The organism is Cytobacillus sp. FSL H8-0458, from assembly GCF_038002165.1.
Lineage (GTDB): Bacteria > Bacillota > Bacilli > Bacillales > Cytobacillaceae > Cytobacillus.
In genome coordinates this window covers 256,368-274,492 of record NZ_JBBOBR010000001.1, presented here as the reverse complement: position 1 = coordinate 274,492, position 18,125 = coordinate 256,368, and the positions used below count along the sequence as shown (strand labels likewise).

At 41.4% G+C, this 18,125-nt stretch carries 20 protein-coding genes; 2 read left to right on the top strand and 18 right to left on the bottom strand.

Annotated features, from left to right (window positions below):
• Positions 1 to 158: 158 nt before the first annotated feature.
• From NYE23_RS01265 to NYE23_RS01250, 4 genes are all read right to left on the bottom strand, one after another.
• Complete coding sequence (locus NYE23_RS01265) at positions 159 to 476, bottom strand: LapA family protein (RefSeq protein ID WP_341074936.1); 318 nt, start codon at positions 474 to 476, stop codon at positions 159 to 161.
• A gap of 23 nt (positions 477 to 499) precedes the next feature.
• A complete protein-coding gene (locus NYE23_RS01260; RefSeq protein ID WP_341074935.1) occupies positions 500 to 1,402 on the bottom strand; it encodes a cation diffusion facilitator family transporter in 903 nt (300 codons plus the stop codon).
• Positions 1,403 to 1,536: 134 nt separating this feature from the next.
• Positions 1,537 to 3,801 carry a protein translocase subunit SecDF gene (secDF, locus tag NYE23_RS01255; protein WP_341074934.1) on the bottom strand — a complete coding sequence of 755 codons (2,265 nt, stop codon included), beginning with the start codon at positions 3,799 to 3,801 and terminating at the stop codon, positions 1,537 to 1,539.
• Between the two features lie 309 nt (positions 3,802 to 4,110).
• On the bottom strand, positions 4,111 to 4,407 hold the full coding sequence (locus NYE23_RS01250; RefSeq protein WP_341074933.1) for a post-transcriptional regulator: 297 nt from the start codon (positions 4,405 to 4,407) through the stop codon (positions 4,111 to 4,113).
• A gap of 122 nt (positions 4,408 to 4,529) precedes the next feature.
• Between NYE23_RS01250 and spoVB the strand changes: the two genes are divergently transcribed.
• Positions 4,530 to 6,095: a stage V sporulation protein B gene (spoVB, locus tag NYE23_RS01245; RefSeq protein ID WP_341074932.1), complete on the top strand. Its 1,566-nt coding sequence runs from the start codon at positions 4,530 to 4,532 to the stop codon at positions 6,093 to 6,095.
• 266 nt (positions 6,096 to 6,361) lie between these two features.
• Here spoVB and NYE23_RS01240 read toward each other — a convergent pair whose 3' ends face one another.
• Entirely contained in the window at positions 6,362 to 7,012 is a 651-nt protein-coding gene (locus NYE23_RS01240) for a DUF421 domain-containing protein (RefSeq protein ID WP_341074931.1), read from the bottom strand.
• Positions 7,013 to 7,180: 168 nt separating this feature from the next.
• Between NYE23_RS01240 and NYE23_RS01235 the strand changes: the two genes are divergently transcribed.
• Positions 7,181 to 7,597, top strand: a complete 417-nt coding sequence (locus NYE23_RS01235) for a TIGR04086 family membrane protein (RefSeq protein WP_341080561.1) — start codon at positions 7,181 to 7,183, stop codon at positions 7,595 to 7,597.
• A gap of 39 nt (positions 7,598 to 7,636) precedes the next feature.
• Here the strand turns inward: NYE23_RS01235 and yajC are convergent, their stop codons facing one another.
• From yajC to NYE23_RS01170, 13 genes are all read right to left on the bottom strand, one after another.
• Complete coding sequence (gene yajC / locus NYE23_RS01230; protein WP_341074930.1) at positions 7,637 to 7,921, bottom strand: preprotein translocase subunit YajC; 285 nt, start codon at positions 7,919 to 7,921, stop codon at positions 7,637 to 7,639.
• Between the two features lie 74 nt (positions 7,922 to 7,995).
• On the bottom strand, positions 7,996 to 9,135 hold the full coding sequence (tgt, locus tag NYE23_RS01225) for a tRNA guanosine(34) transglycosylase Tgt (protein WP_341074928.1): 1,140 nt from the start codon (positions 9,133 to 9,135) through the stop codon (positions 7,996 to 7,998).
• A 60-nt stretch (positions 9,136 to 9,195) separates the two neighbouring features.
• Positions 9,196 to 10,224: a tRNA preQ1(34) S-adenosylmethionine ribosyltransferase-isomerase QueA gene (gene queA / locus NYE23_RS01220; protein ID WP_341074926.1), complete on the bottom strand. Its 1,029-nt coding sequence runs from the start codon at positions 10,222 to 10,224 to the stop codon at positions 9,196 to 9,198.
• Positions 10,225 to 10,251: 27 nt separating this feature from the next.
• Positions 10,252 to 10,458: a DUF2905 domain-containing protein gene (locus tag NYE23_RS01215; RefSeq protein ID WP_048011596.1), complete on the bottom strand. Its 207-nt coding sequence runs from the start codon at positions 10,456 to 10,458 to the stop codon at positions 10,252 to 10,254.
• Positions 10,455 to 11,456: a Holliday junction branch migration DNA helicase RuvB gene (gene ruvB / locus NYE23_RS01210; protein WP_341074924.1), complete on the bottom strand. Its 1,002-nt coding sequence runs from the start codon at positions 11,454 to 11,456 to the stop codon at positions 10,455 to 10,457. The genes NYE23_RS01215 and ruvB overlap by 4 nt, the downstream gene beginning before the upstream one ends.
• Positions 11,457 to 11,508: 52 nt before the next feature.
• Positions 11,509 to 12,120, bottom strand: coding sequence for a Holliday junction branch migration protein RuvA (ruvA, locus tag NYE23_RS01205; protein ID WP_341074922.1), 612 nt, complete (start codon positions 12,118 to 12,120; stop codon positions 11,509 to 11,511).
• Positions 12,121 to 12,217: 97 nt separating this feature from the next.
• Complete coding sequence (gene mnhG / locus NYE23_RS01200) at positions 12,218 to 12,583, bottom strand: monovalent cation/H(+) antiporter subunit G (protein WP_341074921.1); 366 nt, start codon at positions 12,581 to 12,583, stop codon at positions 12,218 to 12,220.
• The gene (locus tag NYE23_RS01195; protein ID WP_048011600.1) at positions 12,561 to 12,845 is read right to left on the bottom strand and encodes a Na(+)/H(+) antiporter subunit F1; all 285 of its coding nucleotides are present in this window, start codon (positions 12,843 to 12,845) and stop codon (positions 12,561 to 12,563) included. Before NYE23_RS01195 ends, mnhG begins: the two co-directional genes overlap by 23 nt.
• Positions 12,842 to 13,321: a Na+/H+ antiporter subunit E gene (locus NYE23_RS01190; protein WP_341074919.1), complete on the bottom strand. Its 480-nt coding sequence runs from the start codon at positions 13,319 to 13,321 to the stop codon at positions 12,842 to 12,844. The genes NYE23_RS01195 and NYE23_RS01190 overlap by 4 nt, the downstream gene beginning before the upstream one ends.
• 41 nt (positions 13,322 to 13,362) lie before the next feature.
• A complete protein-coding gene (locus NYE23_RS01185; RefSeq protein WP_341080558.1) occupies positions 13,363 to 14,853 on the bottom strand; it encodes a Na+/H+ antiporter subunit D in 1,491 nt (496 codons plus the stop codon).
• Positions 14,846 to 15,184, bottom strand: coding sequence for a Na(+)/H(+) antiporter subunit C (locus NYE23_RS01180; protein WP_341074918.1), 339 nt, complete (start codon positions 15,182 to 15,184; stop codon positions 14,846 to 14,848). Before NYE23_RS01180 ends, NYE23_RS01185 begins: the two co-directional genes overlap by 8 nt.
• 2 nt (positions 15,185 to 15,186) lie before the next feature.
• Positions 15,187 to 15,612, bottom strand: coding sequence for a Na(+)/H(+) antiporter subunit B (locus tag NYE23_RS01175; RefSeq protein WP_341074917.1), 426 nt, complete (start codon positions 15,610 to 15,612; stop codon positions 15,187 to 15,189).
• On the bottom strand, positions 15,596 to 18,013 hold the full coding sequence (locus tag NYE23_RS01170; RefSeq protein WP_341074915.1) for a Na+/H+ antiporter subunit A: 2,418 nt from the start codon (positions 18,011 to 18,013) through the stop codon (positions 15,596 to 15,598). Before NYE23_RS01170 ends, NYE23_RS01175 begins: the two co-directional genes overlap by 17 nt.
• Between the last annotated feature and the right edge of the window lie 112 nt (positions 18,014 to 18,125).

Sequence of the window (18,125 nt, the reverse complement as noted above, 5' to 3'; positions counted from 1 at the left end):
CGTTCACCCCTCAGCTTATTAATTATACAAGAGGGGGAGGTGCGTTTCAATAAGTTAAAATCGGGATAAACCATACAATTCTGGAAAGAAAAACAGGAGCTGCAGGTCACTTTTTGAGATCAAAAGAAAAACTTGAGCAAAAGCTCAAGCATGTTCATTTAATGTATATCCCTATCCAGCTCTTTTTCAAGTTCTTCTTTATCAGCATTATCTTTTACTGCATTTCCTGCTTTCAGCTTTTCATTTTCCTTTTTTAGTATTTTCACTTGCCTTTGAAGTGAGTAAATGCGGACAATGCCCACAGAACCCACAATCAGTCCTCCCATAAGGACAGATCCTAAAATCACTAGAATCAGCGGCCACTGGCTTTCCCCAAACAAGTAGTTTACCGTTACATTATCGACATTGATCACTGCAAAAACAGCCACTATTAATGCAAATAAAAAACCAAATAATAAAGTCCATTGAAATTTCATGCTATCCTCTCCCTGATCATTCTCTAATTTATCCGCTCCTTGCTATAAGGATTAATGTGCACAAAGACATTTTGCACATTTTCCAATTGGAGCAGCTTGCGTTTTACTTCTTTGCCGACCCGGTGGCCATCCTCGACAGTCATATTCGGGTCCACTGAAACTTTAATATCAACAATGACATAGTGTCCGTGTTCCCTGGCATGCAATTCATCAATTCTTTTAACCTCATCGACAGATTCAGCCGTTTTGCGCATTTCAAGTGTATCTTCCTCATGAAGCACATGATCAAGCGTGCTATGAATGGATTCTTTCCCAAGCCGCCATGCCATCTGGAGAATCATAATGGAAACAATGAGGCCAGCCACAGGATCTGCATACTCAAGCCATTCAATTCCCATTTTCCCGCCAATAATCGCACAGCCAATTCCTATTAAAGCTGCAATTGATGAATAAACATCTGAACGGTGTTCATAAGCATTTACAATTAAAGCATCACTGTTTAGTTTCTTTCCCAAATTATACTTATACCGAAACATTGCTTCTTTCACAATGATGGACACCAGTACTGCAGCGATTGCAATTGCTTTTGGAGGTTCAATTGGCGAAAAGAAAGATTCAAATGATGATTTGCCAATTTCAATTCCCACGAGGAACAGCAGTACGGCAACAATAATGGCTGCTATCAATTCTGCTTTTCCATGTCCGTATGGGTGATCTTCATCCGGCGGCTGTTTGGCAGCCCTCAGACCCAAATATACAGCAAAGGATCCGGCAACATCAGAAGCTGAATGGACCGCATCCGCCACCAGCGCTTTACTTCCTGAATAAACGCCAATTCCCCATTTGAGAGCGGCAAGAATAATATTGCCCACGATGCCAATTATAGCTGCAAATTCAGCTTTCTTAAAACGATCGTTATTTTCCAAAGCGATACTTCCTTCCTCCCTGATCTTGCTATTAGTTTATCCTATTTCCCGGAATCATTAACCAAATTCGTAAAATAGACAGCATCCTGATTTAATGAAAAAAACTCAGGCACTCGCCTGAGTTTTTTTCATTATTACACTTGAGGTTCGTCACTGACTTTGCGTTTTTCTTTAACAGTATGAATAACGCCTTTTTCTTTCAGTTCTTTGCCTTTCCATACTGCCCACATCTGTGCAGCAAGGAAAATGGATGAATAAGTACCTGCGATTAAACCTATCAGAAGTGCAAAAGAGAAGTTTCTGATTGATTCACTTCCAAACACGAGCAGAGCAACGACTGTAAATACAACCGTTAAAACAGTATTTACAGAGCGGCCAAGCGTTTGGCGAAGACTCTTGTTTACAACATCTGCAATATCTTCAAAGGATTTGAGCTTTTTCTTTTTCTGCATATTCTCACGCATCCGGTCAAACGTTACGATTGTATCATTTATTGAGTAACCGACCACAGTCAGAATTGCTGCAATGAAGGTAATATCCACTTCCAGGCGTGTAAAGCTAAATACTGCGATAATAAAGAAGGCATCATGCAGAAGTGCCAGTACTGCAGGAATTGCCATTTTGATTTCAAAACGGATGGTTACATAGATAATAATGCCGATCGAGGCAATAGCCAATGCTATCAATGCGTTTTTGGCAAGTTCCTTTCCAACAGTCGGTGAAACCGTGCTAACATTTGGATCGGCACCGAATTTCTCATGAAAATGAGTCTTTAAATCGGCTATTTCAGTTTTTGTCAGTACACCTTTTAATCTTGCAACGCCAATATCTTTATTATCACCAGAAATGACAATATCATCGGTTTCTAAACCTACGGCTGATAATTCAGTTTGCAGCTCTTCTTTGGTTAAAGGCTCATCAGCAAGCTGCTCGATACGCGTACCGCTTGCAAAATCAATTCCGAGGTTCAGCCTGAATATGGATACAACGATAATCCCTAATGCAATTAATGCTGCAGATAGAATGAAAAACTTCCTGCGGTGCCCTACAAAATCAAACTTATCGAATTTCGTCGGCAAATCAAGGGTATCGTAATTTTCAGCAATATTTTTGATCTCGCTTTTCTTAACACCAAACCAGCCTGGCTTTTTATCAAGAGCTTTACTATGGACCCAAAGCCCCATAAGCAGCCTTGTACCGTATACAGCAGTAATAAAGCTGGCCAGGATGCTTATTATAAGCATGGTAGCAAATCCCTTTACAGAACTTGTCCCATACATGAATAATACGGCTGCTGCCAGAATAGTGGTGATATTCGCATCAAAGATTGTAGAAAGGGAGTTTTTCTCACCAGCCTGGAAAGCTGATTTGACTGTTCTGCCCACTTTCATTTCTTCACGAATTCTCTCATAGGTAATGATATTCGCATCAACAGCCATACCAACCCCCAGAATGAGAGCAGCAATACCAGGCAGCGTCAATACGCCATTCATCCAGTCAAATACGAGTAAAATCAGATAAATATAGAAAGATAATGTAAGTGTTGCTATAAACCCAGGGAAACGATATACGGCAATCATGTAAATAAAAATAATTGCAATGCCGATGAGACCGGCAAGAATGGTTGTTTCCATTGCCTGCTCACCAAATTTAGCACCTACTGAAGTTGAATAAACTTCATCGAGCTGTACAGGAAGGGATCCTGCATTCAATAAATCTTTCAGTGTCTGTGCTTCTTCAACCGTAAAGTTCCCTACAATGGACACAGTATCCTGATTAAAGATCTGGCTTACCTGAGGAGCAGATAGATATTTGGGATCTTCTTTAGCCGATTCAGCCTTGAAAGAATCCTTGCCTTCTTCAAAATCAAGCCAGATGACAAGCAGGTTATTTGGCGCTCCCATATTCACAATTTTTTGAGTTACATCTTTAAATTTGCTTGCACTTTTCAGCTTCAATGAAACACTTGGCTTTCCATTTTCATCAAATGTCTGCTTTGCACCATTTTCAGCAAGATCTGAACCATCCATCATCAATTGATCATTAACATCTCTAAATGATAGATTCGCTTCTGTGGATAGAATTTCCCTTGCTTTATTCTGATCTGTTACACCAGCAAGCTGGACACGGATCCTCTTATCTCCCTCAATCTGGATATTCGGCTCACTGACTCCAAGCACATTGATACGCCTGTCCAGGGCTTCAGCAGTACTGGCAAGGACATCTTTATTTACCTTCTGCCCATCTTTTGGCGTTACCTCATAAAGAACCTCAAATCCGCCCTGCAAATCAAGTCCAAGCTTAATATTTTTTAAGATGTTGTTTGTCGTTGCCCCAGCCAGGCTTCCCAATAATAAAACAATCAGGAAAAAAGCAACGATACGGCTGCGTTTTACCATTCTGAATAAATCCTCCTTAGCTATCGCCCGCTACTTAAGATAACAGGACCGCATCAGCGACTGTGATGCATTATTTACCATACAGGCTTGCATGGTCATGCTGCATATCTATAAAATGCAGCCTGACCGTTAAATAAAGCTTCCATTGAACCATTGCGATTCTTAACACTCGTTCTTAAATTTCATTCTATGTATGATCTATGACAAGAAAAAAGACCGAATACTCCGCTTTTCATTATGAAACAGATTGTAAAACCTGTCAATTTGTCTTATATCATGTTAAACCTTGAAAAAATCGGAAAAACCTTGCTACTTTAATAGTTTTCTTCGTTCTTCTTCATTCTCTAAAGAAAAATCAGCCTCTTTAAAAGCCTCAATGGTAACATAGTGAATGTATTCACTCACCTTTACCTCCATGACTTCTTCCACAATTTCAAATAGCCTGACATTTTCTTTTGGTTTTTTCCACTTTTTCTTTGTCAGATATCCCCAGAGCTCCTGTTCAGACACTTTTTTATATCCCAGAAGCCGAAATTCATCCAGTTTGCTTTCCAGTGCAGGTTTTACCGTAGTTCGAAAATAATCATATTCATGGCCGATTTTCATTTTCAGCCGCCTCCCCGCCATTAATAACATGGAAATTATGATAGCTTGTCATGCTTTGTCCTCTATCTTGCATATAGATAATTGTATATGATATTACCCATTTTGAGAAGGCAGGGAGTTGAATGTCCAAATTTCTGAAAGGTACCATGATCCTGCTCGCTGCAGGCCTGGTAACCAGGGTCCTTGGCTTTATTAACAGAATTGTCATTGCCCGATTTATTGGAGAAGAAGGTGTTGGCCTTTATATGATGGCCTTTCCCACCATGATTCTTGTCGTCACCATTACACAGCTTGGGCTGCCGGTTGCTATTTCTAAAAATGTAGCAGAAGCAGAGGCAAGAGGCGATACAGCAAAAATCAAGAAAATTTTAATTGTTTCCTTAGCGACGACCATCTCGCTTTCCGTTGTTTTTACTCCCGCTTTAATTTTGCTCGCTCCATTATTATCAGAGACGCTCTTTACTGATAACCGGACACATTTGCCTTTGATGGCAATAGCTCCAATTGTGCCAATCATTGCCGTCTCCTCTGTCATTCGGGGGTATTTCCAGGGCAGGCAGAACATGAAGCCTGCTGCCTATTCCCAAATGATTGAGCAGGTAGTCCGAATCAGTCTGATCGCTTTAATGACTAAGGCATTCCTGCCATATGGAATTGAGTATGCGGCGGCGGGAGCCATGCTGGCAGCAGTTATCGGGGAGCTTGCATCATTGCTTTATTTAATGACCACATTTAAGCTTAAAAAGAAATTTAGAGTCAGGAAACAATTTTTTAAATATGTGTCTTCCGGGAAAAGTACATTCAATGAATTAATGACCGTTGCCCTTCCAACGACAGGCAGCAGAATGATCGGTTCTGTTGCGTGGTTTTTTGAACCGATTGTGGTAGCGCAAAGTCTGGCACTAGCAGGTGTGGCGGCAGCTGCAGCTACGAAGCAGTATGGTTCTCTTACGGGCTTTGCCATGCCTCTTCTGATGCTGCCATCTTTTATTACTTATTCTCTGTCAACTTCTCTTGTTCCGGCTATAAGCGAGGCAAATTCCCAAAATAATATGCGTCTGATCGAATACCGGCTTCAACAGGCGCTTCGATTTGCATTTATTACCGGCGGCCTGGCAGTGGTGGTTCTTTACGTCCTTTCCGATCAATTAATGGAAGTGATGTATGGCTCCTCAAGCGGTTCACATTTTATTAAACTGATGGCGCCCTTTTTCCTGTTTTATTATTATCAGGGACCTCTTCAGGCAACTTTACAGGCATTGAATCTTGCCCGTGCTGCCATGATCAACAGTTTGATTGGTGCTGTTGTAAAGACAGCCGTTATTTTTCTCCTTGCCAGCCAGCCTGCATTCGGGATTAACGGAGTTGCGATGGGGATTTTGACAGGCACAGTCCTGGTGACAATGCTTCACTTTGCAACCGTTCTGAAAGCTATTTCTTTTACTTTTTTCGTAAGGGATTATATAAAAACGTTTATTGCAATGGTTATGTCAGGAGGCTTAGGGTTCTGGATGCTAAAAGACATCCTTGGCTCGGACATGAATACAGCCTTAAGAGTTATTTTGATATCCACTGTCATCACAATAGTCTATATCATCCTTTTATTATTCTTAAAACTAATTAAAAAGAATGACTTAGTCCGAATTCCGGGTATCGGCAAAGTGTTATCCAGGCTTGCATTTAAATAAAATGAAACTTCAATCAGTAGGGTGGGTTCCTTATCCCCAACTGATTGTTAGTTGAGGCCCACAGGAAGTGGGTCAGACGTTGCCACAGGATGTGCCGTTCTTAGTCTTTGGCCTTTACATTATACCGAGGCGGCTTGCCCCTAGGAGCCTCAGCGGGATCGGGCAGTTTGACCCCCACTTAACCTCCTTTGATTCCTATGAGTCTTGAAGTGGGGTCATATTGCCCGCTATACTGCGATAAACAAGGTCAGCTGAACTGTCCTTGTTTATTTTCTTTCATCAAGCAGGTCCACATAAAATTGGCCATTTTCATAACTGCAGAATGAAATATTGGAAATCTCTTTATACCCCTCTTTTCGAAGTTCCTGACGCAGCCAAAAGTCACTTTTATTTATCGTTTCCAGATTAGTTTTCTGAATCGTGCCATCTATAATTAAAGGGATCGTTATCCCTCCCTCTTTACTGTCTTTTCTTTCAAACACTGACAACGTACCGGAGGATTCAAGGATGGCAAATTCCACCTCGGAGATTTTGGCAATATCTTTTTCTCTTAACTGCAGAAGCAGGTCATCAAAGTTATACCGCTGCTTCCTCATGGCATTTTCATCTATTTTTCCTTTATTAATAATAATGGTCGGCTGTCCATCAACTACGTCCCTGAATGTTTTGCTCTTCAGGGAGAATAGGGCCAATACAATTTGTACAACCATCAAAAGGAGCATGGGGAGCACATTTTTCAAAATATTTGAATCTGGAGTTTCAATCGCGACAACTGCAAGTTCAGCAATCATGATATAGACGACGAGGTCCAGGATGCTTAGTTCACCAATTTCCCTCTTGCCCATAAGTCTAAAAATGAGAAGAATGACTGCATATAGAAATAAGGTTCTTACGACGATGATTAGATATTCTTCCACTTCTACAGCACTCCTTTTAATGCAATCCTTTATATTCTTCCGCATATTTGAACTTTTATGAGTATATAAGGTTTTTTCTTTGAACAATTTAGATTCTATTTTTTCATTGTCTGAATATGCTTGTACTAAGGAAAAGGCTGATTACCCCAAGGGTTAAAAGCTGTTCCTATTCACTCATTAAGAAGGGAGAGGGTCCATATAGAAGAATCAAAGAACTTAGGAGGCGCTGTACTTTATGGTATTATTGCGATTTTTGCCTTTGCTGTTGCCGGCAGTCTCATTTTTTCACTGCTCCTGAAGTTTACATCACTGCAGGAGTCATCCTTGCAGTATATTATTACTGCTGTTTCATTCATTTCTCTTTTTGCAGGCGGGTTCATTTCCGGAGGCAAAGGCAAGCAAAAAGGCTGGCTGCTCGGAGGCTTAACCGGCCTAATTTATTCAATCGTTATTTTTCTTTTTCAATATTTGGGACATGACAGTTTATTTAATATGGAGCAAATGATATACCACACCTGTTTCACGCTTACAGCCATGATGGGCGGTATATTGGGAGTGAATCTCAACACAAAAAGAACCGCATAAAAAAAGAAGGTCCTGAGATCCAGGACCTTCTTTTTTATATTAAGATTTTGCTAATGTATCGCCAGTTGCCTGCGTTACTTCGCGGATCGCTGCACGATCGTATGTAAGACGGCTTCCGTCACCACATTTAATAACCACTTTGTCTTCGTCGATAGCATCAACGAATCCATGAAGGCCGCCGATTGTAACAACCTTATCTCCCTTTTTCAAATCACTCTGCATTTGCTGAACTGCCTTTTGGCGTTTCTGCTGCGGACGAATTAACAGGAAATAGAATAAAACAAACATCAGCAATAATGGTCCTAATGTTCCTAAAAGCTCCATTGTTTTCCCCCCTTTCAAAGAACGGCCCGATTTAAGGGAAAGCTGCTCCTTAAATGAACTCTCAAATTTTATTATTAAAAGTTCTTCGCGTCAGGCTTATTAAATCCATACCTTTCGAAAAACTCTTCTCTAAAGTCACCCAGGCGATCTTCCCTAATTGCCTGTCTTACCTGCTCCATTAATTTTAACAGAAAATAAAGGTTATGGTAAGTTGTAAGCCTTATTCCAAATGTTTCATCACAGCGGATCAAATGCCTGATGTAAGCACGGCTGTAATTTCGGCATGTGTAGCAATCGCAATTCTCATCTATAGGGCCAAAATCTCTTGCAAATTTTGCATTCTTAACAACCAGCCGGCCATTACTTGTCATCAGCGTTCCGTTCCTCGCAATCCTTGTAGGAAGAACACAGTCGAACATATCGATTCCTCTGATCGAACCATCAATCAAAGAATCCGGGGATCCCACTCCCATGAGGTATCGTGGCTTATCAGACGGCATTAGCGGTGTTGTGAATTCAAGCACACGGTTCATAACATCTTTAGGCTCGCCTACCGATAAACCGCCCACTGCATACCCCGGGAAATCAAGAGATGTTAAGTCTCTCGCGCTTTGCTTGCGCAGCTCCTCATATTCTCCGCCCTGTATAATACCAAAAAGCCCCTGGTCATTCGGGCGCTTGTGAGCTTTTAAGCATCGCTCAGCCCATCGGGAAGTCCTTTCAACCGACTTCTTCATATATTCAAAAGAAGCTGGATAAGGCGGGCACTCATCAAATGCCATCATAATATCAGATCCAAGCGAATTTTGAATATCCATAGCTTTTTCAGGAGATAAAAACAGTTTGTCACCATTCAGGTGGTTCCTGAAATGAACGCCTTCTTCTTCAATTTTGCGGAATTCACTCAGGCTGAACACCTGAAATCCGCCGGAATCTGTCAGAATGGCCCGGTCCCAATTCATAAACTTATGAAGGCCCCCTGCTTCTTCCACGATTTCCTGACCCGGCCGAAGCCAGAGATGATAGGTATTGCTTAGAATGATGCCCGCTCCCATTTCCGCCAATTCTTCCGGGGACATGGTTTTAACTGTAGCGAGTGTTCCAACGGGCATGAACACGGGGGTTTCAAAAGAACCATGCGGTGTATGGACCCGGCCCAGACGCGCACCTGTTTGCTTACATGTTTTAATTAATTCATAACGAATTGCAGTCAAGTTGCAGTTCTCCTTCCATTTAAAAGCACATTATTCCTGCCTGGGAAAGGCAGAATAATATTACAAAATGAGCATAGCATCTCCAAAGCTGAAGAACCGGTAACGCTCCTCAACTGCCTGATTATAGGCATTCAGAACGTTCTCACGGCCTGCCAATGCACTCACAAGCATAATTAAAGTTGATTTAGGCAGGTGGAAATTCGTAATCATTCCATCAATCCCTTTAAAATCATAGCCTGGATAAATGAAAATATCAGTCCAGCCGCTTGCTTCCTCAAAACGTCCATTATGCGCAGAAGCAATGGTTTCCAAAGTCCTCGTGGAGGTAGTCCCAACACTGATGATTCTTCCTCCCTGCTCACGCACTTCATTTAATAAACGTGCAGTTCCTTCAGTTACCTGGTAAAATTCAGCATGCATTTCATGCTCATCTATATCCTCTACACTAACAGGCCTGAAAGTTCCAAGTCCAACATGCAGAGTAATAAAAGCAATATGCACACCCATTTCTTTTATTTCTTCAAGAAGCTGTTCGGTAAAATGCAGTCCTGCTGTCGGAGCTGCAGCAGAACCGCGCTCACGGGCAAACACAGTCTGATAACGGTCTCGATCATCAAGCTGCTCTTTAATATAAGGAGGCAGAGGCATTTCTCCCAATTGCTCAAGCACCTCATAAAATATACCGTCGTATTTGAACTCAAGTACCCTTCCGCCATGATCTGAGGTTCCAGTGCAGACAGCAGTCAATTTGCCGTCTCCAAACGTTATCTCAGTTCCTTCTTTTACTCTTTTGGCTGGTTTAACCAGCGTTTCCCAGGAATCCCCTTCAGCCTGTTTAAGAAGAAGCACCTCTATTTTCGCACCAGTGCCCGTCTTTTCTCCAAAGAGCCTTGCAGGAAGGACCTTTGTGTCATTTAGGACAAGGCAATCTCCGGCTTTAAAATAATTCTTAATATCTTTAAAAACACTATGCTGAATATCCCCGTTTTTTTTATCAAGGACCATTAGCCTGCTGCTTGTCCGATCAGCCAAAGGCGTTTGTGCAATTAATTCCTCAGGCAAATGAAAATCAAACCAATCTACTTTCATGATGTCACCCTCTGTTATTCATATAGACTACCGGAACCTGCCAATAAAATAAAAGATGGCAGAAAGGATAATGCTCAGCAAAATCGACGTAACGACTGGAAAATAAAAAGTCGTATTGCCTTTTCTGATCACTATATCCCCAGGCAGCTTGCCAATATTAATAAACTGGCTTATAAATCCTATGGCAAAAATAATCGCACCAATGACCATCAGCCACTTTGATATGCCGCTCAATCAGCAGGCACCTCCATTTGAAAATGACGGTACACCAGGTCCGTTACAATTCTTCCTCTTGGTGTCCGCTGAAGAAACCCAATCTGTAATAAATAGGGTTCATAAACATCTTCAATCGTATGCGATTCTTCCCCAATGGTCGCTGCAATGGTTTCAAGGCCAACAGGTCCGCCGCGGAATTTTTCTATTATCCCTCTTAATAATTTATGGTCAATATGGTCAAGGCCTAAACGGTCAACCTGCAAAAGCACAAGGGCTTCCTTAGCCAGTGTTTCATCAATTTGGCCATCTGCTTTGACCTGGGCGAAATCCCTGACCCTACGGAGGAGCCTGTTTGCAATTCTAGGCGTGCCTCTTGACCTTCTGGCCACTTCAATGGCTGCTTTTTGATTTATACCAGTATCCAGCACCTCAGCTGTACGGACAACAATATCCGTCAACTGCTCTTCTGAGTAGTATTCAAGTCTGCTGAGCACACCAAAACGGTCTCTTAACGGAGCCGATAATGACCCTGCTCTTGTTGTCGCGCCAACCAGTGTAAAAGGCGGCAAATCCAGCCTCACTGATCTGGCACTTGGCCCTTTTCCGATAACAATATCCAGACAGAAGTCTTCCATTGCCGGATAAAGAACTTCTTCAATAGACCGCGGCAAGCGATGAATTTCATCAATAAACAGGACGTCACCCGGTTCCAATGCAGTCAGGATCGCCGCCAAATCACCAGGCCTTTCAATTGCAGGGCCTGCAGTAGTTCTGATATTTACGCCCATTTCATTGGCAATAATAGCAGCCAGAGTGGTCTTCCCTAAACCCGGCGGCCCATAGAGAAGGACATGATCCAAGGTCTCCTCGCGTATTCTGGCGGCTTTGATAAAGATCTCGAGGTTCTCCTTTACTTTATCCTGACCAATATACTGCTTTAATGTCTGCGGGCGCAGACTCTGTTCAAATGAAAGATCCTGAAGATCAGCTTCACCGGATATTATCCGCTCTTCCATACTTAATCACCTTCTTAATTCAGCATAAAACGAAACGGCTTTTTCCAACAAATTATAGTTTTAAAAGCTTTTGCAGAGCCTTCTTTATGTATTGGTCCGTTGTAAGCTTTTCCTTCTTCAGTTCCGGTGTTATCTTTTTCAGTTCCTTGTCTGAGTAGCCCAGCGCTTTTAATGCAAGCAAAGCTTCTTCCAGGTCCCCGGCAGCCCCGCTTTCAGCCTGAAGTTTATCCGCTGAAAACAGATTAGGGAAAAAGTCAGGTACAATATCCGGAAGCTTCCCTTTCAGATCAAGAATCATTTGCCTCGCTGTTTTCTTTCCGACTCCAGGAAACTTAACAAGGAATGCTTCATCTTCATTTTCAATCGCCTGCACCACCTTCTCCGGTTCACCTGAAGCCAGAATCGCAAGAGCTCCCTTCGGCCCAATGCCGGTAACATTGAGCAGCCTGGTAAACAGAGTCTTCTCCTCACGAGTCTGAAAACCATACAATGCTATGATATCTTCCCGTACATAATGATACGTGAATATCCTGACTTCCTGCCCGAACTCCGGTGTATAACTAAATGGATTAGGCGTTAATATCTGGTATCCAATTCCATTGTTTTCAACAACTACATATTCAGGTCCGATAAAATCGAGCCTGCCTCTTACAAATTCAAACAATGCCTTTCTCTCCTCTGATTCAACTGTACCTCATTGTACCACAAACTATTTTGGCACGAAGAATAAAATGCTGAAGACACTTTTCTGGAGACTTGGTTTAGGAATCTCCTTGTTCTTTCCTTAAAGCATCCTTCAAATCATCCTGGACACTCATTTTGCTCATTTCTACACTTGAGCGATAAGCAGCACGGCAAATTACATGTGCGGAAATGGGTGCAGTCAGGAATACAAAAAATATTCCAAGCAGCAATCGAATACTGAAAAAATCATCTGCAAACAGGAAGAACAGGAATGCTCCAAACAATGTGAACAATACACCCAGAGTGGAACTTTTTGAGGCGGCATGGGACCGGGTATACACATCCGGAAGCCGAATAATGCCGATTGCACTTAAAAAACTGAAAATGGTGCCTGTCAGTATTAGAATTGCCGCCACCAATTCACTTGAGACGTCTGCGTTCAATGACAACACCTCTTTCCATAAAGCGTGCAAAAGCGATAGTTCCTATAAAGGAAAGAATGCCAATTAATAAAATGACTTCCATGAAGGCATGCGTTTTTAGTAATACCGAGAAAATGGCTACTGCTGAAATTAAATTTATCCCCAAAATATCCAGAGCCTGTACCCTGTCAGGTGTCGTTGGTCCTATAACCAGCCGAAATATTGTTGCTATCATTGAGAGAGCGAGAAATCCCAATGATAGCATTAAAATAATTTCTATCATTTGCGGGTCACCTTCTTTATAGCCTTTTCAAACCGATCCTTTGATTTTATGACAGATTCACTTGATTCGGGAATGTCCATGGCATGAATATAAAACACTTTATTATTATGGGATATCTCCACAACTACAGAACCGGGTGTCAGTGAAAGAAGCAGCGCAAGCAAAGTTACTTCAATTTCTCCTTCAAGCTCAGTTTCAATTGTGAAAATCCCGGGTGTGATATTAATTCTTGGCCTTATTACCTGCCGGATTACAAGTATGCTTGAAGTGAATAATTCCCAAATGAACACAAAAAACAATTTAAGGATGGCAACGAGAGATCTCAAATATAAAGGGGCTTTGAAAAATTTCTCTAAAACGATCAAAACAATAATCCCCACCAGATAACCGCTGAAAAAGGATAATACGCTCCAGTCATCTTGAAGAAACATCCATAAAAAAGCTATAAAAAGATTAATTAATACTTGAATGGGCAAATTGATAACCCCTTTCGAAGAAAATCTGTTCATTCCAGGTATTAAGGCGTAGTCTGGCCTCCAAAGACAGCATGAATATAAAACTCCGGATTCATTAAGGTTTTAACTGCCAGTTCGGTATATGCTGAGATTCCTTCAGCTCCCAAGCCCAGCAATATGGTCAGCAGGCTGAGACAGGCTATCGGAACCATCACCCCTTTAGTTGTACCTGACTCCATATCTTCACTTAAATATGTTTCTCCCCAGAAACAATTCATAAAAATTTTAATGACTGAGTATAAGGCCATCAGACTTGTCAGCAGGCCTATTCCGCCCAGCCAGTAATAGCCGGCTTCAAAAGTCCCTTGCGTTATAAATACCTTGCCTAGGAAACCGCTTAAGGGAGGAATTCCTGCGAGGGACAAAGCAGCAATAAAAAACATCCATCCAAGGTATGGGTGATTACGAATGAGGCCGCTCATATCTTTTAATTTCCCGGTGCCTGTAAGACTGATTATTGTCCCGCCTAATAAGAAAATAAGCGCCTTAACAATAATGTCATGAATAATATAGTAAACAGAACCTGTTACTCCCTCGATTGAGAAAGAGGCCAAACCAGCAATAATAAAACCAACGCCGATAATAACGTTATAAGCAAGTATGTTCTTAATATCCCAATAGGCAACAGCTCCAATCGCGCCCAGGATCATGGTTGCCGCCCCCAAAATACCGATTAAGAGATGGGTAACTTGCGGCTCGTGGTAGAAAACCAGGGTAAATAAGCGAAAAATCGCATAGATGCCAACCTTTGTTAGTAGCGCGGCAAAAACCGCTGCGACGGCCACTGGTGGTGCACTATATGAGCCTGGGAGCCAAAAGAATAGAAAGAGTGCAGCTTTAAGGCTGAATATGACCAGCAATAATATAGATATAATGGTCAATAGCCCGCTCTGGCCTGTCTCTGCAACCCTCACTGAAAGATGGGCAAGGTTTAAAGTACCTGTAATAGCATAAATATAGGCGATTGCCACGAGGAAAAGAAATGATGAAATAATATTGGTAAGTACATATTTAATAGACTCCCGGAGCTGCACCTTAGTGCCCCCCAATGATATCAATACGTATGAAGAAATGAGCATCACTTCAAAACAGACAAACAGATTAAATAAGTCCCCAGTAATAAAAGAGCCATTTACTCCGGTAATCAGAAATAAAAATAAAGGATAAAAATAATGTCTCTCCCTTTCTTCTCCTATTGATCTGAAGGCATAAAGCAAGCAGCATACAGCTACAATACTTGTTGTTAAAAGCAGCATGGAGGAAAACATATCAGCGACCATGCTTACCCCAAATGGGGGCTGCCAGCCGCCTAAATGCAGGGTCTGAATCCCATCGTTTTTATTTTCGCCCATTAACATCACCGCAATGATTCCTGATGCTGATAATGCAATGAGGCTGAACATTTTATGAAGTTTTATATTCCTCCTAAAAATCACCATGACCATTCCTGTAATCAGAGGGATGATTATGGGCAAAATAATTAAGTTATTCATCATGATTACCTCTCATTTGATCCGTATCGTCTGTGCCCAGCACTTTATATGCACGATAGCTCAACACTAAGAAAAGGGCAGTTGTTGCAAAATTAATAACAATCGCAGTTAATATAAGTGCCTGCGGCAGCGCATCGGTAAATGGAAGGTCCTGCAAACCCAATAATGGAGGACCTCCCGTCTTTAAACCGCCCATAGTGAGAATAAGCAGGTGGACCCCATGGCTGATAATTGACGTTCCCAAGATGATTCTAAGCAAACTCTTGGTTAAGATTAAATAGGTTCCTATAGTAAAAAACAGACCGACAAGCAATGACATTAAAGTTTCCATTCTTAGTGATCATCACCTATACTCAGAATTATGGACATCGATGTCCCAATAACTGCCAGCGCAACCCCGACATCGAAGAGAACTGCAGTAGCCAGTTCAGTCTTTCCGAAAACCGGAATGTCGAAATAATCAAATGTCTGTGTTAAAAAGGGCGCCCCAAAAACAATGCCCCCTACCCCTGTAAAAACAGCAATTAAAACTCCAATGGCTGTAAGCACTTTAAAATCAACGGGTATGTTTTGACGGACTGTTTCAATATCGAAAGCAAGAAACAGAAGCGTCAGAGCAGCTGAAAACCCTAAACCGCCGATGAATCCTCCGCCAGGGTTATGATGTCCTGAGAAGAATAGGTTAATCGAAAAGGTAAGTATGATAACTACTGCAACCTTTATAACAGCATGCAAAATGATATCATTTGGTTCTTTCACTTCTATCCCTCCCCGATATTCTCAGTTTCACAAGTGTATACACCCCTAAGGAAGCAATGCCAAGAACAAATATTTCAAGCATTGTATCGATCCCCCGGAAGTCTACAAGTATGGCGTTAACAATATTTCTTGCCCCGGCAAGTTCATATGAATTTTCATAATAATAGGCGATAGGCTCGAATAACCTTGTCCCATTAGCTGATAGTGCAAGAATTGCCACTATGGCCCCAACACCAAGGGAAATCACTAAATTTGTCATTTTGAATTTTACTCTGACTGCTTCCCTCCGTATTTCGGGCAAATGGTAAAAACATAAAAGGAAAAGGGCAGTTGTTACTGTCTCAACCACCAGCTGTGTTAAAGCTAAATCCGGTGCGCGGAAAATGACAAAGAAAAGTGAAACCAGGTATCCAAGAGCACCAACTGCTACTATAGCCGTCAGCCTTGATTTGGAAAATAGAACGGTTAAGGCTGCTGTTAACATACTAATGATTAACACACCTTCATATATGCTGACAGGTCCATTATTGCTCACATCAAAGGCTGCTCCATCCAAGAACAATATAGAACCGCCAACAATAATAATTAGAAAAGTGAAGATATAAACAAAATAATCACGTATAAAACCTGTCATATAACTCTTTGTTAGAGAAAAGGACATGTCTTCCATTTTGCCGAGCCCTTGATTATAGAAGTTATTGAAGGTCATGCTATAAGGATAGATTGAATAAATGCCAATCCACTTTTTTAGATATAAATATAAAAGAGCTCCTGCTGCGACGACTCCCATGGTCATGAATAATTCGGTATTCCAGCCATGCCAGGCACTGATCTTGATCTCAATTTCCCCAGGCTGAGAATAGGCAGGCAAAACGGCTCCCATTGCGGGCTTAAGAATGTATTGAGAAAGTACATTAGGGAAAAAGAAAATAATAATAACCAGGGAAGATAAAATAACCGGAGGCACTAACATTCCAACTGGTGCTTCGTGAGCTGCTTTTTCCAGCTTTTTCGGCTTGTATTTCCCGGTAAAGGTCTTGAAAATCAGGATCATACAATAGATAAAAGTAAACACACTTGCTGCCCAGGCGATAACAGGGAAAATTACCCCTAAGGATTCCATGCTGAATATAGACATATCAGAAGCATTCAAAACAGCGGTAAAGAACATTTCTTTACTTAGAAATCCATTAAATGGAGGAAGGCCAGCCATTGAAAAGCCGCCAATTATAGCCAGGGTAAAAGAAATTGGCATGAGGTGCATCAAACCGCCAAGTCTTCTAATATCCCTTGTTCCGGTTTCATGGTCAATGATCCCCACAACCATAAACAAACTTCCCTTAAACGTAGAGTGATTGATTAAATGAAAGATTGCAGCGAGGACGGCTACTGCGTACATTGAAGCTTCATCACCTGTACCGTAATACAGGGAAGCTGACCCCATGCCAAGCAGACTCATGATCAGCCCGAGCTGGCTGATGGTTGAGTAGGCTAATAAAGCCTTTAAGTCTGTTTGTTTTACCGCGTTAAGAGAACCATACAGCAATGTTACAAGCCCTGCACTGGTTACGAGCCAAAACCACTCTGCAGAACCTCCAAAAATCGGCGTCATACGCGCTACTAGGTATATTCCCGCTTTAACCATTGTTGCTGAGTGCAGGTAAGCACTAATTGGCGTTGGAGCTTCCATTGCATCCGGAAGCCAAATGCTGAATGGGAATTGTGCAGATTTTGTGAATGCCCCAAGAAGAAGAAGAATCATTGCAGGCAAAAATAAGGAATGATCATATATTGAGTCAGTTTGATGGATTATTTCACGAATGCTATATGTTTCTGTCATCATTGACAGCATGATAAATCCGGCAAGCATGGCAAGTCCGCCAAAAATCGTAATATTCATTGATTTCTGTGCCCCATACCGCGATTTTTCCCTTTGATACCAATAAGCAATTAATAAGAAAGATGAGATGCTTGTCAATTCCCAAAAAACATATAAAACAAGAATGTTATCAGAGAAAACCAAGCCAAGCATGGCTCCCATAAATAACAGCAAATAAACATAAAAGTTATGCAGTGATTCTTTCAGCTTCGACATGTAATAAATGGAATACAGCACAACCAAAGCGCCGATTCCTGTAATAACCAATCCAAAAACTAAGCTTAACCCATCAATATATGTTGTATAATTTATTCCATAAGAGGGTATCCAGGGTACAGAAATAAAAATCGTTTCACCATTTGAAATAACTGGAATATACCTTAGTAAATACAGAAAAATGACTGAAGGCACACAAAGCACAAACCAGCCCGTATGTATGCGTGGAGTGAAAACTCTATAAATAAGCGGAACAATTATTGCAAATAAAAATGGAATTAAAACCATTATGTGAAGCCAAGACAAATAGGTCCCCTCCCTTTTTTATGAATTCAAGGTCACTTTACTGTTTTAAAATTTCAGGGTATTTTAATTGGTCTCTTAGAGTATGCTCTCATACTCATAAAACCATTACCTT

Excerpts from the sequence above, each read along its gene's own strand:
- queA (WP_341074926.1), bottom strand. The coding sequence starts at position 10,224 with ATGAAAGTAGATTGGTTTGATTTTCATTTGCCTGAGGAATTAATTGCA.
- secDF (WP_341074934.1), bottom strand. The coding sequence starts at position 3,801 with ATGGTAAAACGCAGCCGTATCGTTGCTTTTTTCCTGATTGTTTTATTA.
- NYE23_RS01180 (WP_341074918.1), bottom strand. The coding sequence starts at position 15,184 with ATGGAAACTTTAATGTCATTGCTTGTCGGTCTGTTTTTTACTATAGGA.
- yajC (WP_341074930.1), bottom strand. The coding sequence starts at position 7,921 with ATGGAGCTTTTAGGAACATTAGGACCATTATTGCTGATGTTTGTTTTA.
- NYE23_RS01195 (WP_048011600.1), bottom strand. The coding sequence starts at position 12,845 with ATGATAGAAATTATTTTAATGCTATCATTGGGATTTCTCGCTCTCTCA.
- NYE23_RS01185 (WP_341080558.1), bottom strand. The coding sequence starts at position 14,853 with ATGAATAACTTAATTATTTTGCCCATAATCATCCCTCTGATTACAGGA.
- NYE23_RS01265 (WP_341074936.1), bottom strand. The coding sequence starts at position 476 with ATGAAATTTCAATGGACTTTATTATTTGGTTTTTTATTTGCATTAATA.
- NYE23_RS01250 (WP_341074933.1), bottom strand. The coding sequence starts at position 4,407 with ATGAAAATCGGCCATGAATATGATTATTTTCGAACTACGGTAAAACCT.
- spoVB (WP_341074932.1), top strand. The coding sequence starts at position 4,530 with ATGTCCAAATTTCTGAAAGGTACCATGATCCTGCTCGCTGCAGGCCTG.
- ruvB (WP_341074924.1), bottom strand. The coding sequence starts at position 11,456 with ATGGAAGAGCGGATAATATCCGGTGAAGCTGATCTTCAGGATCTTTCA.